The following is a 14771-nucleotide window of genomic DNA, read 5'->3' as shown; positions in this document are numbered from 1 at the left end:
GCGACTCGTAGACCGTGGTTAGTGAAGGGTGGGAGGACGAGTGACAAGAGCTAAGATCCAATCGCCAAACGACTGCAATGTATCTCGCCTCAAACTGACGAAAGCTTGCTTGCCAATCCGTTCAATCTCGATGAATCCAGCGGCTTCGAGCTGTTCGACATGGTGGGACAGCGTTGCAGGTGTGACGGAGAGATGTCGCCGGAGTTGAGCCAAAGGCACCTTCTCCCCCGCTCCTAGTTCCTGGAGGATTGTCTGTCGGCTGTAGCACGTCAGGCAACGAGCCATAGCTCTAACTTCTCTTTCCGAAATGCGAGAAGACATTATTCGCTCGGGTCTCTTTGAAGCCATCCATCGTCTCCGGTCGAGAAAATCGGCAAAGAAGAAACTCGTATTGGTTTCCCCAACAGCCGATGCAGATCGCACTCCCGTTGCATCTGACCGGTAGCTACAGCGCCAGGGTTAAGTATGAGGATCTTAGTGCTTCCTCAAGTGTCATAGGTTGTTCACCCGTTACGGATTGGAAAAGCTCATTTGTAGGGAGTCCTTCTTTGAGCGAAGCTCCCACGATGCTTACCTGCCGGGCTAAGCCGTCGGTTATTCTTCGATCGCTTCGACTCAACTCCATCAAGTGCGCATACCAGGCATCCGCCGAAACGGTCTCATAGGTTAGCTTTCGACCAAGATGGCGACCAACGATCGCCGCTGCTTCGGAGTAGGTCATCTTGTCGTCACCAGTAGGATAAAAATAGGTGGCTTTCGGGGCGAACCTCTCCGGTTGTAATAGAGCAAATACGGCCAGCTTTGCAGCATCCACCCCGGCCATCCAGTTCAAGGGTATGTCTCGGCAAGATGAGCGAAGAACGCCGTCGCCGAAGATTTCTTGCCTGTGTAATAGTTCTAAGTTTTCAAAAAACCAGGCAGCGACACGAAGAATGATGCAGTCGAAACCAGACGTTTCAAATAGCTCCTCCGCAAGCCAGCTTGCGCGGCTTAGAGGACCGATGCTTTCAGGGGCCGCAGTTCCCGTTGAAACGGACACAAGTCGCTTTAGGCCCCTGTCTCGCCCCGCAGAAGCAAAGTTCGCAGCCGCGTTTACAATTCCCTCCGCAACCGGATGGGTAAAGTACGCCAATTCGACGCCATCGAGAGCGGGGATGAGCGTGCGGCGGTCACGCAAATCCCCAACGACAACTTCCGCACCCTGCTTTGTTAGAGCGAGTGAGCGTTCGTCTTCTCCGCGCACAAGAGCTTTCACAGGCATCCCGTGGCGAAGCAGTTCCTTCACGATGAAAGGCCCTGTGCCACCGTGCAATCCTGTGGCACCGACTACCAGGACAGGTTTCTTGTCACTCATAAGAGGTTCCTCCAATGGTTACTTGGGTCAAGACCAAACGAATGTAGCCTCGTAATGGTTTCCTCAGCGCTCAAATCTGCGCCCGGCCACCGTCCACGAACAATTCGATACCCGTCACGTAGCTGGAATCATCTGAAGCCAAGAACAATGCAGCCTTCGCAACTTCGTTGGCTTTGCCCATACGCCCCATAGGGATCGTGGCTATCATTTGAGTGACCCTTTCCGGGGGCACGCCTGCGACGAGTGGCGTCTCGGTCGGGCCGGGGCTAAGAACATTTGAGCGGATGGCTCGGTCTTTCAACTCCACTGTCCAACCCCGCACGAGATTGCGAAGTGCAGCTTTGCTCGCGCCGTATAAGCCGAAGCCAGGAGTGCCCTTCGAGCCTGCAACGGAGCCGTTCAGAATGATCGAAGCGCCATCATTCAACAATGGAAGGGCCTTCTGTACCGTAAACACCGTGCCCTTTACATTGGTGTCAAATATCTTGTCGAAATGCTGCTCTGTGAACGAGCCCAGAGATGCGAATTCCATAGCGCCCGCATTGGCAAAAACGATGTCCAGGCGACCCTTTGACTTGACAGCCTCGTAAAGACGGTCAAGGTCGGCCAGGTTTGAGATGTCTCCGGTAACGCCGGTGACATTGCTGCCGATTTCCTTTACAGCTTCGTCGAGTTCCTTCTGACGACGGCCAGTGATGAAGACGTAGGCCCCTTCGCTCACAAAGAGCTTTGCGGTGGCCAATCCTATTCCCGTAGAACCGCCAGTGATGACGGCAATCTTTCCTGATAGCTTTTGCATGAGCGACACTCGGACCTTTGGATTCGGGGTAGTATTGGCGCGCTACCCGGATTGATCTGGACGCCTTCAAAATTCCGAAAGGCTAGGGACGGCATCGGTCAACGAATGCCGCCGGTTGCAAGAAGAAGCTCACCCGTGAGCCATGCAGAATCATCGGAAGCGAGAAACAGCGCGACCGGGCTGATGTCAGTCACTCGGCCGGTCCGTCCGAGAGGAGCCTGCGTGCTCAGCCACTTTTCAAAATCGGAGCCGATGTTTCCGTTGCTGACCGTGCCCTCAGTCTCGACCAGTCCAGGATTGATCGAGTTGACGCGGATCTTTCGCGGACCAAACTCCCGAGCCCATACTCCGGTCAGGGCATCGACTGCGGCTTTAGTGCCCGTGTACACCGTCGAATTTGCGTAGGTGGTGCGGCTCACGCCCGAACCGATGTTGATGATGCGCCCACCTTCTCCGAGGTGCTTGATGGCAGCCTGAGTTACCAGAATCGTTCCAAGGACATTGATGTCGAACATCCAGTGGAAATCGGATTCCGTGACTTCCTCAAGCGGCTGCCACTTGTAAACTCCAGAGTTGTTCACGACGACATCGAGATGTCCGAAGTGTGTGATGGCGGCATCGACCAGCTCTTGAGCATCCGGTGCCTTTGTTACGTCCGCGCGTACCGCGACAGCCTTACCACCACCGTTCACGATTTCGGCCACAACCTTATCCGCGCCTTCTCTGCTCGACGCATAGTTCACAACGACCGAAGCGCCCTCCGCACCGAAGACCTTCGCTATCCCCGCTCCGATCCCCTTCGAGGCACCGGTGACGATGGCGACCTTTCCTTTGAGTTTGCTCATATTCGCTCCTTAAGCATTGCCCACGTGACAGTCGAGCATTTGTGTTTCGGGGTAGCCTTACCGCTACCCCGGCGCTGATCTTAAGCCTTCAGAACACCCGGAGGCAGGAAGCGTCATCCATCAACGAATGCCACCCGACGCGAGCAAAATTTCTCCCGTAAGCCATGCAGAATCGTCGGAAGCGAGGAACAATGCAATCAAGCTGATGTCGATGACCCGTCCGGTCCTTCCGAGCGGAGCCTGCGCAATCATCCACTTTTCAAAATCGGAACCTATGTACCCCCTGCTAACCGAGCCTTCGGTCTCAACCAGTCCCGGATTGATCGAATTGACACGAATCTTGCGCGCACCGAACTCCCGTGCCCAAACTCCGGTCAGGGCATCGACGGCGGCTTTGGAACTTGTGTATACCGTTGAATTCGCGGGGGTGATGCGGCTTGCGCCGGAGCCGATATTAATAATGCTTGCGCCTTCTCCAAGGTGTTTAATCGCGGCCTGAGTGACCAAAATCGGCCCGAGGACATTGATATTGAACACACGATGGAAATCGGCCTCGCCCACCGCGTCGAGCGGCTTTAGATCAGAGGTTCCGGCGTTGTTCACCAGGACATCGAGATGGCCGAAGTTCTTGATCGCAGCATCGACCAGGGCTTGAGCTTCTGCCGCCTTTGATACATCGCCGCCTACCGCGACAGCCTTTCCGCCGGCGCTCACGATTTCCGCCACCACTTTATCCGCGTCTTCTCTGCTCGACACATAGTTAACGACGACAGAAGCACCTTCCGTACCGAGGGCCTTCGCAATGCCAGCTCCGATGCCTTTTGAGGCACCGGTAACGATGGCGACTTTTCCTTTGAGCTTGCTCATATCCGACTCCTTGATTGTTCAGCGCGGGAGTTCAAACCGCGCGGATTGAATGGCTGTATGTGGACAATCCACGAATTGCACTTCTTGTGGAACTATCGTTTCAGATGTGACATGATTGAGTCGGATGCATTATTTTCAACCTTTCGTTCCAGAAGTAGATTTGAAGGGGTATCGGCACTGAGAGGAAAGGCGGTGGGAGGGTTAGGCGCTTTGACAGCTACGGCGCTGAATGCGGCTATGCGTGCTTCTTAGGGTCGGATAACTGGTAAGGTGCGTTGAGGCGCAGAAGGCTTTAACTTCTTGTATTTGGCTAGCGAGGGTTCGTCTGCTTTCTTGAGCCGAGCACCCTCGCTAGCGTTTCTTTGAACGGAGTGCCTATACGTTCTTCACCGTGCGTTCCAAGAAGTCACGCATGAGAGATGCAATCTCATCGCAGTGGTCCTCCAGCGCGAAGTGGCCGGTATCGAGAAGATGAAACTCCGCGCCGGGAAGGTCGGCAAGGTATCTCTTCATGTATTCACCCGAGAAAACCACATCGTTAGCACCAGTCACGATGAGGGTCGGAGGACGATGGGTGCGGAAATATTCCTGGGCCGCCTTGAAAACGGGACCATTGCTTCGTATGTCGTAGAGCATGTCGAGATGAATCTCATCGAGACCAGGCCGATTCATAAGACAAGTATCAATAAGCCAATCGTCGGGATCGATTCGGGAAACATCCCGAACCCCTGTCAGATAGTGCTGCTTTATCGCTTCAGGATCGAGATAGGCACGCGCATTCTGACGGCTTTGCGGCAAGCCGTCCTTCCAATACTGCGCCAGTACCTTAAACCATTCGCTTCCACTGGGGTAGGCTGGCGCATTCTGTGCAATGAGCGCCGTTACACGCCCAGGCTTTTTCAACATCAGGCGAAAGCCGATGGGCGCGCCAAAATCCATGATGTAAAGTGCGAAGGTTTCAATCTGAAGCTTTTCTATCAGGGCTTCTACAATCTCACCCATGCGATCAAAGCTATAGTTGTATTCGCCACGGGGTGGGACTCCGCTGTGTCCAAACCCAGGATAGTCGGGTGCAATCACATGATATTTGTTAGCCAGTAGGGGAATGAGGTTCCGATACATTCGGGACGACGACGGCCAACCATGTAACAGGAGGATGACTGGATTCCCTTGCTGACCCGCCTCACGGTAGGATACGGAAATCCCTTCGATCATTGCGGTACGGTAGTAGGTAGGCGGAAACGGGGCCGAAGGCTCAGTCTGTGTCGATGTGTCCGTTCGTGAATTAGCCCTTTTCTGTGCGTCCGGCTTCGTCGAAGCAGTAGTTGATTGCTGGAGCGTTTCCGCACCAGCGATGGGAAGAGTAGTTATCAAGCCTGAAACAACTCCGCTTTTGATGAAGTCTCTACGTCTCATTGAATCGCTCCTGGTTATGTTGAATTTCTGCAAATGCCAATTCGCACATGCACATTCCAATGGTTGAAATATGATGGTCGTCATGTATGATGGTAATCATATTTGCAAGATTCTTTTTCTCTGAGAGTTCTATATGCGCTATCCCGCCGAAGACACCGCCGAAAAACATGAACGCATCATCCACGAAGCCTCTCGCCTCTTCCGCGAGCGTGGCTTTGAGGATGTTACTGTCGCTGAGGTCATGAAAGCCGCAGGCTTAACCCACGGCGCTTTCTATAGCCACTTCTCGGACAAGGAAGCTCTTGTGGCCGCAGCCGTCGAGTATGCGATGCAGGGCACTCTGCGAAGCATTCAGGATAGTCGAGGCTCGCAGAAAGAGCGCCAACAGCAGCTAGACCGCTATCTCAGCCCGAAACATCGCGAAAACGTGGGTCTCGGTTGCGCTATGGCCGCATTCTGCGGCGAACTCCGTCACGAGCCCGAAGCCCAGACGGCCTTCACCATCCAGCTCAAAGAAATTATCAAGGCTATGGACGGTAAGCGCGGAGAGGACATCGCACGTCTCTCGGCTATGGTTGGAGCTGTGGCGCTCTCCCGTGCAGTCAGTGACCAAAAGCTTTCCGACGAAATTCTGCGCGAGACCCGCAATGCTCTCAACCGCTGGCTACCGTGAGCAGCAATTATTTTCGACCTTTCGTTCCAGAAGTGCGTCTAAAGCCTGTATGAGTGCCGAGACGAAAACAAGCGGCAGGACTGGCAGACCGCGCGGCTTTGATGAAGACGCTGCGTTGGAGGCGGCCATGCGTGTCTTTTGGGCGAAAAGCTACGAAGGCGCGACGATGGCAGACCTGAGCGAAGCAATGGGTATCAACCGCTCCAGCATATATGCGGCATTTGGAGATAAGGAGAACCTCTTTCGCCGTGCGGTCGAGCGTTACAGGGCGGGACCTATGTCATTCGTCAGAGCAGCCTTAGCGCAGCCGACGTTGAGAGAAGTGATAGTCGCGCTGCTACAAAACAGCGCGGATTTCTTCGGGACGCCCGGCAATCCGAACGGATGTCTCTCGATAACGGGAGCAATAGCCTGCGGGACGGAATCCGAATCTGCGAAGGCTCTGGTGATTGAGTGGCGGACGCAGGGTGAGGCTGCCCTAAGAAAGCGTGCTCAGCAGGCTCAACGAGACGGAGACTTGGACAAGTCGATTAACCCCGTTGAATTCGCTCAGTACATTTCCATGCTTCTAGCTGGTCTTGCGGTTCAGGCGGTAAACGGAGCAACAAGATCAGAAATGAAGCGTTCTGTCGAAATGGCATTGAGATTTATGGATGTCTAAGCCAACCCCCCTCAGTGTCGAATCGAAGATCCGTTCTGCCGCCCAAAAATGTTGAGCGGCATGGCTTTCCGAAATATGACACTTCCAGTACAATCATAGCGGTCGCTAGCATTGATGATGGTTCCATCCAGCCGTCACACAGAGCAGAAGAACTACCGATGTATCTACTTGTCCCAGGTCAGCCGCCACATTGAGGAGTTGAGAGTGTCTGAGTTTATTGCAATCGGCCTGAAACGAGCAGCCATCATCCTTGCAGACGAGTTGGATTACGCGCGAGCAGCGGAACACTTAAGCATTCCGCACACCGAGTTGCGAAAGCAAATCTCCGCGCTTGAAGCACAGCTATACTTCCACATCTTCAAACCGAGGCAAAGGAAAGTGGAGTTGACGGAAGAGGGGCAATTCCTCATCAAAGCCTTCCGGGAGGCTGTGGCATTACATGATCGAAGTGCAGGCAAAGCTTCTGGCGACACCCAGTAGCGATACTACTTCCATGTGAGAGGTCACGGCATTTAGGCTGGCAGGAAACCGTGGGCCGCGAGTACGGCCTCTTCGATCTGAGACGAATAGATGGGGCAATGGTCCAGAAACACAAAATCTTCTAGCTTCCTTGCCTCCTCTGAGCTGAGGAGTCGTAGGCTCTCCAGCATGGCAATCATGCCGGTTCGTTCGTCGAAGTGACGAAAGCGCATCGATCCCTGCGTCCACCTGCCCCAGATCACCACGTCAAGGCCGTCTTCGCCTGGGAAGATAATCATCCTCACCTGCATTGTGCGTGGTCCTCCACATTTCGCGTTTGACCGATGGTTTGCGCCCAAAACTCCATCAAAAGTGTCTCCGGGGATTCTCTCCGAGATTAGCTGCACCGAACCAGAATAGCCAATGAATATCTGCGAGTCATCCTCGTTGCCTCAACACACGGTCTCGTTATCTGAGATACCGAAAGTATAGGGACATTCCAAACGTCAGCTAGAGCTTCCGCAAGTATTATAAGCAGCGCGTAATATACTTGCGATGCCACAGTTGGATGTGGCATCTTCTGGAAAGAACAATCCGAAACTCGATCCATCCGCAGCCTTTGGACAACTGCTGCGGAAGCATCGGTTACGGCAGAAGATGAGCCAGGAGGCCCTGGCAGCAAAGTCAGGCTACGAGCGTGCCTTCATCAGCCTCATCGAATTGGGAAAGACCAACCCCTCGCTCCGCAGCATCTTCGACATCTGCGGTTCGCTTCAGATGAAACCATCGGTGTTTCTGCGTCAGGTGGAACAGCTCTCCGGCTTTGAACTGCCCGCAGGGAAGGGCTGAACGCTTGGGTTCGCATGCGGTCAGGGGCAACCGTTAAGGCATCAGAGTCATTGATGCTCCGTGTCGGTGAGGACTACCGATCCTGAGGGGTAGATTTTCCTCCTGTGAGAGGGCGACATCGACACCAAAAGCGGCGTTCATCTGGAAGACTTGATCTTGTCGTTGCCGTGGAATTTGGAGTTCTGTTTGATGTCCAGACAACCCCAAAACTGAGTCCACAGCAGCGAAATGGTAGAAACAAGCGAAAATAGCGAAAGCTGCGAAACGCCTGATTCTATGTGACATATAACCAAGTTGTTGAAAACAATCTGGGGACGTAGCTCAGTTGGTCAGAGCGCTACATTGTCACAGAATCGACCGCCTGTGTAAGTCTCCTTAGCCGGGTCCGACATGTAAGCAGCCGCGCATCCCACACGGAGACGCGAGGCGATTCCTCGCGGTCCTCCCAGAGATCGGACCGATGGCTTCGTAGTCGGATATGAAGACCTGAAGATCGAATAAAACAATCGGGCATATCCCGGCGGATGTTATCAATCAGAATATGGCTTATTATTGATGGATAGGATTCACGTTTATCAATCATGCGCTGGAACTGGCAACAAGCCGATTGGCCCGATTTTCGGTGGGAAGAGAAGGTCTTCGCGAAAGCTGAAGCCGCATTCTTGCGGGGCTCGGGAGTCTTGATTGGATCGGCCAAACATCTGGATGAGGACGCTCGGCAGCAACTACTCGTAGAAGCGATGAGTATTGAAGCGTTGACCACCTCCGAAATCGAGGGTGAGATCTTGAATCGCGCCAGCGTTCAGTCTTCGATACAACGACAACTGGGTTTCCTCTCAGACCGTCGCAAGGTCAAGCCAGCTGAGCAAGGCATCTCGGAATTGATGGTTGAACTCTATCGAGGTGTTGATGAAGCCCTAACCGAGGATCAGTTGTTCTCTTGGCACCGGATGGTGGTCTCCGGTAGGACCGACCTTCGAGATGTTGGCCGCTATCGAACAAGTGATGAACCGATGCAAGTAGTGTCGGGGGCCAACTACGCTCCAAAAGTCCACTTTGAGGCTCCTCCATCTCCTCGCGTGCGCCATGAGATGGGAAGGTTCCTAGAGTGGTTCAACGGCACTGCGCCTGGAACCGCATCTGCGTTGCCGGCACTGACGCGAGGAGGCATCGCCCACCTCTACTTCGAGTCGATTCATCCGTTTGAGGACGGGAACGGACGCATGGGACGCGCTGTTGCTGAAAAGGCGCTTGTCCAGGGATTCGGACAGCCCGTCATCGTCGCGCTTGCGCGTTCGATTCTCGTGCATCACGCGGACTACTACCGGGCTCTAGAGAACGCAAACAAGACCAACGATGTCACCGATTGGCTCCGCTGGTTTTCCGCCATCGCCCTTGAGGCGCAGTATCGAACCTTCGCTCAGATCGACTTCGTCATTCATAAAGCGAAACTGCTGGACGCCGTGAAGGGACATATCAACGCTAGACAGGAGAAGGTATTGTTGCGGATGCTTCGAGAAGGGCCAGAAGGGTTCGAGGGAGGCATGAGTGCCAAGAAGTACAGCGCCATCGCGGGGACGGCTCCAGCCACCACTACTCGTGACCTGGCAGGTCTGGTGGAGGTGGGTGCCCTCATCCGTTCAGGAGAAGTGAAGCACACACGTTACACGCTAAATTTCCCTGCTTCCAATATCCCGGAGATTTCGATCAACGAAGAGGGTAGACTATCCTTCTCGAATCAATGATGCGTGGTCGTTAAAACCCGCATAAAGACCGGCGATTTCTTCCTTAAGTGACACCAGAAGTGACACCAACCGACGGGACCGAAGAATAAGCCATTCTATGTGCCTCGGCGGACCGAAAGTCCGCCGAGGCGAAGGGTGATTTCTGGTGTCACTACTGGTGTCACTTTGTACCGAGATTTGGTGCGCTTTGGTGCGATTCTGTGCGAGCCCAAAATGCAATGTAAGTAATTGATAATAAGCAGTTTGTTCCGCTCAGTGCGGCACGGTGCGAGAGAGTGCAAAAAGGCGGTTTTTTGGACTCAAAATCCGCCGAGGGCAACCTCGTGGGGGTTCGACCCCCCCTCCCGGCACCAAGTATCAATCAGATCCAATTCATTCAAAATAAATGATTTACACGAGAAGCGGGCCAGTGGGTTGACGGCTCGTTTGACCCGTCTCGAACTGTACCGGAAGGCCTTAGGTACAATTTCAGTACAGTGATGCAGCTCGGCACTGTACTGGAGATTCATGGCGACCATCGTTAAAACCCCCTCCGCTACGTGGAAAGCGGTCATCCGGAAGTCCGGCTGGCCGACAACCGTGAAGACCTTCCGTACCAAACGAGATGCGGAAGACTGGTCACGCCGCACCGAAGATGAGATGGTGCGCGGTGCGTATATCCAGCGCGCAACCGCCGGCCGCCTGACAGTGGAATCGGCGCTCAAGCGGTATCTGGAAGAGATCGTGCCGACAAAGCGTCCCACCTCCCAGGTCGCCGACCTGAAGCGTGCCAGAATCCTGACCAAGCACCTTGGCAAATACTCTCTCGCCGCGTTGACTCCAGAAGTCGTCGCAAAGTTCAGGGACACGCGCCTCGCCGGAGAAGACCGCAAAGGTGACGATGGTCGTCCCCAGCCGAGAACCAACAATACGGTGCGTCTTGATCTCGCCCTGCTCGGGCATTTATTCACTGTAGCGATCAAGGAATGGGGCGTGGGACTCACATCCAACCCTGTGATGAACATCAGGCGACCAGCCCCTGGTGCAGGGCGCAACCGTCGGCTCTCAGCAGATGAAGAGAAACGGCTCCTCGATGCGGTTGATCGTTACTCAAACCCGATGATGAGCTGGATCGTACGCATAGCTCTAGCAACCGGGATGAGGCTTTCGGAGATCGTAACCTTGCGCCGACCTCAGGTAGATATCAGCCGCCGGATCGTACGCTTAGTGAATACGAAAAACACAAGTCCACGTACCGTGCCGCTCAGTACAGCGGCGGTAAACCAGTTCCGCGAAGCGCTCGGGCATCCCATCCGCCCTATCGATACCGATCTGATCTTTTTCGGGGAGCCTGGCCGTAATGGGAAGCGAGGGCCGTATGCGTTCGACAGGATGTGGCAGGACATCAAGCGGGAACAAGGAATCACGGACTTTCGCTTTCATGATCTGCGTCATGAAGCCGTGAGCCGCTTTGTTGAGGCCGGTTTTTCTGATCAAGAAGTCTCAGCGATTAGTGGACACAAGTCGATGCAAATGCTGAAGCGCTACACCCATCTCCGCGCTGAAGATTTGGTCGGAAAGCTAGATCGGATGCCTCATAGGCAGTAGCTCAACGGGCGTTGAAGGGGATGCAGATGGCAAATCGTAAAGCAGATGAAAAGCTCAGCGTTCCAGAGTGGTTCAGACTCGAAGCCTATGATGAAACGCGTAAGTTTACTCTGCCGCGACAGTGGTTGGAACAAGTGTCCATTAGGATCGACTTGATGAATCATTGGAGAGAGATTTATTCGCTGGATCACGTTTCTCCCGAGCCAGAGAAAATGATGTCTCTCAAAGAGTTTCAGCTTCGCGAAATGCTCTTTGTGATTCACCAAAATCCGATTGTGCCTGTTGATGCAGTTGTGAAAGAGTTCACCGACCCAGACATAGATTTCCCAACAGTTAAATTGGTCAGTCGGGGGCTTCGGCCTGTACGGGCTATGTCAATCGTCGATCTATATATGACTGAACACCTGATTGATCCAATCCGACGCGAATGGCTGCATAGATGCAATGCGCGACTAGAGAAGGATGTTCCTTACCCAGAAGTTGAATTCTATAGCGCGCTGGATGAAGAGGTTTTGTCTTCGATGATGATGGAAAGTAGTGAAGACCTTACGCACCCGCGATCAACTCCAACTCAAGATGTGCTTGCACGATATCGAGAAGAAATAAGTCGGGGCATGCGCAGTGCGGTACATTTGGACGCGTTGCTCGCAGAAAGAGACTTTGATCGATTGGCTGAATTTGTGAACGATCCAGTTGATAGAGATGAAGCCCTAGCCCCTCTAACATTTTTCACCGTAGATACGAGTGTTCCATATACAGAAGCGGAGGCAGCATTTCGTAAGCTTTTCGAAGAAAAGAAAAAAGCAGCCCCGAAGAATAGCAAGCGACTAGACAATATCGCATTTGGCAAATGGTGCGATGATGGTGTTCTTCCGTGTATAGATTTGATGATGGATGAAGAAATAGAACAAATGCTTCGAAAAAATCAAAAAATACGAATCACTGAAGAAGACCTGGCAACTGCTATTTATAAAGATTCAAGAGGCAGAGAGAGACGATCCTCCACCTGTGTCAGCGACACTACCAAACCGATTGCCATGAATTTAATGAATCCGCAGAGCCTTTTATTCCGGCTGTTGCTATCCCGTAAAACAGACACGCCGGAGAACGCGGAAGCTAAGAGCGTATTCACAGCTCAAGGATTGTAAGGAACCAACAGACCGGCAATTGCCGGAACTTTTCCTCGTAAAAATCTCTCTGGATTGGCTATACGAGCCGGACTACCGTTACCCCATGATTACGAAGTTGAGGGGGTAAATTACGGTGTCTACATCTGAAATACTTATTGCCCAATATGGACCGCTATTGACCTTGGCGCAGCTTGCCAAGGTTCTTGACCGTTCTGCGGAAGGACTCAGAGTCAGCCTCCGCTATGAGAGCGAATTCGCTCGGAAGGTCAATACTGCTCGCGTGCGCTTGGGTCGGCGCGTGTACTTTTCCAGTGTGAAAATCGCAGCCGCCATTGGAATTGACTAGGACCGCATACGGTGTTCTCCCCAGTCAAGTCCAAACCACAAAAGCTCAGTGTGCATTTAAGTGAGCGTCTGGTCGATGTCGCTGCTGCACGACATTTTGAACAACTAAGCGGCGAAGTGTACCAAGTGGCTCAGGCGCTTATTCTGTGTGGCCTTCCATATGAACCGACATCCAAAAGCAAGATCACGCGAAAAGCGATGCTAGCTGACGGAAGCAGGGTTACCGTAACCTTCAGCACCGCGCTTGAGGGCTTTATGCCATACGGAAGTGACCGTTGCCTCTTACACTTTTTACTCGACAAAGCTGTGAAGACGAGGTCGAGATTTGTGAATTGGGAAACGGCAACAGAGTTCCTGATTGCAATGAACATGGCGCCTGGTGGGAAGAATCGACGGGATCTTCGGAAACGCTTTGCCAGAATTCGCGGATTGACAATTGGTGTCGAGCGTACAGGCCCCCATAGTAACGATACCGAAATCATGCCCGTGATTCGCCGCTCTCATTTGCCAACCTCGCTTGATCGAAGGGCTGAGAGAAGGGGGCAAACCGTGTTGCCTTTAGACGAAGGTATGGTCTACGGTGTGGAGATTGATGAAGTGTTTTTCGAGGAATTGATGCGCCATCATGTACCTATATCGAAGGAACTCATTTCCTCAACCCGCAAACAGTCACAGCTTCAAGATCTCATGCTCTTCCTGTGTTGGCGATGTTACGCCGCTCAAAGTGAATCGCTCATCCCCTGGGAATATCTCCGGCAGCAACTCTGGCAGGACGACACTAATCGTCAACGAATAAGAACGCGGTTTGTTATGGCGATACGGACGCTTCGAGGCATTTGGCCTGAACTGCAAGCCGAGGCCACATCAAAAGGTCTATCGGTGGCTCCTCCGCGTGATCGCGTATATCTGACTGCAAGAGCCGGTTTCACACGACGCCTCCCATAGAACCATTTCAAAATCCATCTCTCAGGACATTTATAGCTTCGTCATTTGTCGTTGTATGTGGGGACTTCTGGGTATAAATCTTCCTCAAGACGGTTGTGGATATCGCAATTCCAAGGGGACTTCCGGGTATGCCGAAGGGGACTTCGTGGTATGCAAAAGGGGACTTGCTGGTATGGAATGGGGGACTTCGTGGTACGTTTTCCGATTGCTATAAGGAAGCAAGATGTACAAGAGGTACAAGAGGTTCAGCAAGACGTAGACACTGAGGAAAGTGTGAATCAGTGGATAACCGCAGTAGGAGCGCATAAATGCAATTTGCTGCTACTCCAGGCTCTCTGTTCCTTTCAGAGGCTCGTAAACAAACCCGATGATCTAAATTTTGAATTCCGTGCCTCATCCACAGACAGCCTTTTTATCGTGTTTCGCCCGACTGCTCTTTGGGCGCAGGAAATAGCGAATCACCATAAGACAAACCAGAAAGTCAGCCTCGCAAAGGCTGTCTGTGATGGTAGGTGATAAATCGACATGTCCTCATAGGGTGAAGATGAATGTCATTCGTACGATTTGCGTTGGATTTGGGTTATGGTTCTATCCGACGGTCTTGCCGATCGATAAAGATACCAAACCTGACGATGCGGCCTGATCGTGTGGCGCAGAGCTGCAAGGCGAACTGCATTAGCCCCGCAACGTAAACCTGCTGAAAGAGGCCTCTATGGAAGAAGAACTTGAACTACCTTATGGATTCGCTTTTGAAGACCTGCAACTCAGGCGAGATCCTGTCTCAAAGGGATTCAGTGTCATGAACGCAGCCTTGCTCGATGAGGTTCTTGCGTATAACGGGATTGATCCTGAGCGTCTAAGGAAGCAGCCCTTCCATTTGTGGGTCTGCCTTCACGCTACAGCGAGTTGCTATAGGGTCCACATCGCTCGGGGAGGTAAGCCGAACGAGCTCATGGAGCAGTTAAACGCTGGAACATTGCATCTCTGATTATGCGGAAGGATAGAGAATGCGTTCCCGGTCGGTTAAGGATCGTCCTCGCTGAATTTTGCGTCAAGGCTCCTGCGGCCCCGATGGCGGCGCTGCGCGACCTTGACC

Annotated in this window: 16 protein-coding genes; 9 read left to right on the top strand and 7 right to left on the bottom strand. The window is 52.9% G+C overall.

Annotation, left to right across the window (positions count from 1 at the left end; all coding sequences use genetic code 11):
• Positions 1 to 18: 18 nt before the first annotated feature.
• From OHL19_RS23140 to OHL19_RS15480, 6 genes are all read right to left on the bottom strand, one after another.
• Complete coding sequence (locus OHL19_RS23140; protein ID WP_396126785.1) at positions 19 to 285, bottom strand: ArsR/SmtB family transcription factor; 267 nt, start codon at positions 283 to 285, stop codon at positions 19 to 21.
• Positions 286 to 445: 160 nt separating this feature from the next.
• Entirely contained in the window at positions 446 to 1354 is a 909-nt protein-coding gene (locus OHL19_RS15500) for an NmrA family NAD(P)-binding protein (RefSeq protein WP_263358627.1), read from the bottom strand.
• Positions 1355 to 1424: 70 nt separating this feature from the next.
• A complete protein-coding gene (locus OHL19_RS15495) occupies positions 1425 to 2153 on the bottom strand; it encodes an SDR family NAD(P)-dependent oxidoreductase (protein ID WP_263358626.1) in 729 nt (242 codons plus the stop codon).
• Between the two features lie 98 nt (positions 2154 to 2251).
• Positions 2252 to 2998, bottom strand: coding sequence for a glucose 1-dehydrogenase (locus OHL19_RS15490; RefSeq protein ID WP_263358625.1), 747 nt, complete (start codon positions 2996 to 2998; stop codon positions 2252 to 2254).
• 120 nt (positions 2999 to 3118) lie between these two features.
• On the bottom strand, positions 3119 to 3865 hold the full coding sequence (locus tag OHL19_RS15485) for an SDR family NAD(P)-dependent oxidoreductase (RefSeq protein WP_263358624.1): 747 nt from the start codon (positions 3863 to 3865) through the stop codon (positions 3119 to 3121).
• A 375-nt stretch (positions 3866 to 4240) separates the two neighbouring features.
• Entirely contained in the window at positions 4241 to 5281 is a 1041-nt protein-coding gene (locus tag OHL19_RS15480) for an alpha/beta fold hydrolase (RefSeq protein ID WP_263358623.1), read from the bottom strand.
• A 133-nt stretch (positions 5282 to 5414) separates the two neighbouring features.
• On the opposite strand from OHL19_RS15480, the gene OHL19_RS15475 reads away from it, so the two are divergent.
• The 3 genes from OHL19_RS15475 to OHL19_RS15465 all read left to right on the top strand — a co-directional run bounded on the left by OHL19_RS15475 (position 5415) and on the right by OHL19_RS15465 (position 7095).
• Positions 5415 to 5954: a TetR/AcrR family transcriptional regulator gene (locus tag OHL19_RS15475; protein WP_263358622.1), complete on the top strand. Its 540-nt coding sequence runs from the start codon at positions 5415 to 5417 to the stop codon at positions 5952 to 5954.
• Positions 5955 to 6081: 127 nt separating this feature from the next.
• The gene (locus tag OHL19_RS15470) at positions 6082 to 6615 is read left to right on the top strand and encodes a TetR/AcrR family transcriptional regulator (RefSeq protein ID WP_263358621.1); all 534 of its coding nucleotides are present in this window, start codon (positions 6082 to 6084) and stop codon (positions 6613 to 6615) included.
• A gap of 204 nt (positions 6616 to 6819) precedes the next feature.
• Entirely contained in the window at positions 6820 to 7095 is a 276-nt protein-coding gene (locus tag OHL19_RS15465) for a LysR family transcriptional regulator (RefSeq protein WP_263358620.1), read from the top strand.
• A gap of 32 nt (positions 7096 to 7127) precedes the next feature.
• On the opposite strand, the gene OHL19_RS15460 is transcribed toward OHL19_RS15465, so the two are convergent.
• Entirely contained in the window at positions 7128 to 7373 is a 246-nt protein-coding gene (locus tag OHL19_RS15460) for a hypothetical protein (RefSeq protein ID WP_263358619.1), read from the bottom strand.
• 256 nt (positions 7374 to 7629) lie between these two features.
• On the opposite strand from OHL19_RS15460, the gene OHL19_RS15455 reads away from it, so the two are divergent.
• From OHL19_RS15455 to OHL19_RS15430, 6 genes are all read left to right on the top strand, one after another.
• A complete protein-coding gene (locus OHL19_RS15455) occupies positions 7630 to 7923 on the top strand; it encodes a helix-turn-helix domain-containing protein (protein WP_263358618.1) in 294 nt (97 codons plus the stop codon).
• A gap of 581 nt (positions 7924 to 8504) precedes the next feature.
• Positions 8505 to 9668 carry a Fic family protein gene (locus OHL19_RS15450; protein ID WP_263358617.1) on the top strand — a complete coding sequence of 388 codons (1164 nt, stop codon included), beginning with the start codon at positions 8505 to 8507 and terminating at the stop codon, positions 9666 to 9668.
• A 507-nt stretch (positions 9669 to 10175) separates the two neighbouring features.
• The gene (locus tag OHL19_RS15445) at positions 10176 to 11255 is read left to right on the top strand and encodes a site-specific integrase (RefSeq protein ID WP_263358616.1); all 1080 of its coding nucleotides are present in this window, start codon (positions 10176 to 10178) and stop codon (positions 11253 to 11255) included.
• A 26-nt stretch (positions 11256 to 11281) separates the two neighbouring features.
• Entirely contained in the window at positions 11282 to 12403 is a 1122-nt protein-coding gene (locus tag OHL19_RS15440) for a DUF6387 family protein (RefSeq protein WP_263358615.1), read from the top strand.
• A gap of 339 nt (positions 12404 to 12742) precedes the next feature.
• Positions 12743 to 13675 carry a replication initiation protein gene (locus tag OHL19_RS15435; RefSeq protein WP_263358614.1) on the top strand — a complete coding sequence of 311 codons (933 nt, stop codon included), beginning with the start codon at positions 12743 to 12745 and terminating at the stop codon, positions 13673 to 13675.
• Between the two features lie 712 nt (positions 13676 to 14387).
• Positions 14388 to 14663, top strand: a complete 276-nt coding sequence (locus tag OHL19_RS15430; RefSeq protein ID WP_263358613.1) for a hypothetical protein — start codon at positions 14388 to 14390, stop codon at positions 14661 to 14663.
• Positions 14664 to 14771 lie beyond the last annotated feature (108 nt).

This window comes from Acidicapsa ligni (genome assembly GCF_025685655.1).
Classification (GTDB): domain Bacteria; phylum Acidobacteriota; class Terriglobia; order Terriglobales; family Acidobacteriaceae; genus Acidicapsa; species Acidicapsa ligni.
This window is presented reverse-complemented; position numbering and strand designations above follow the sequence as displayed.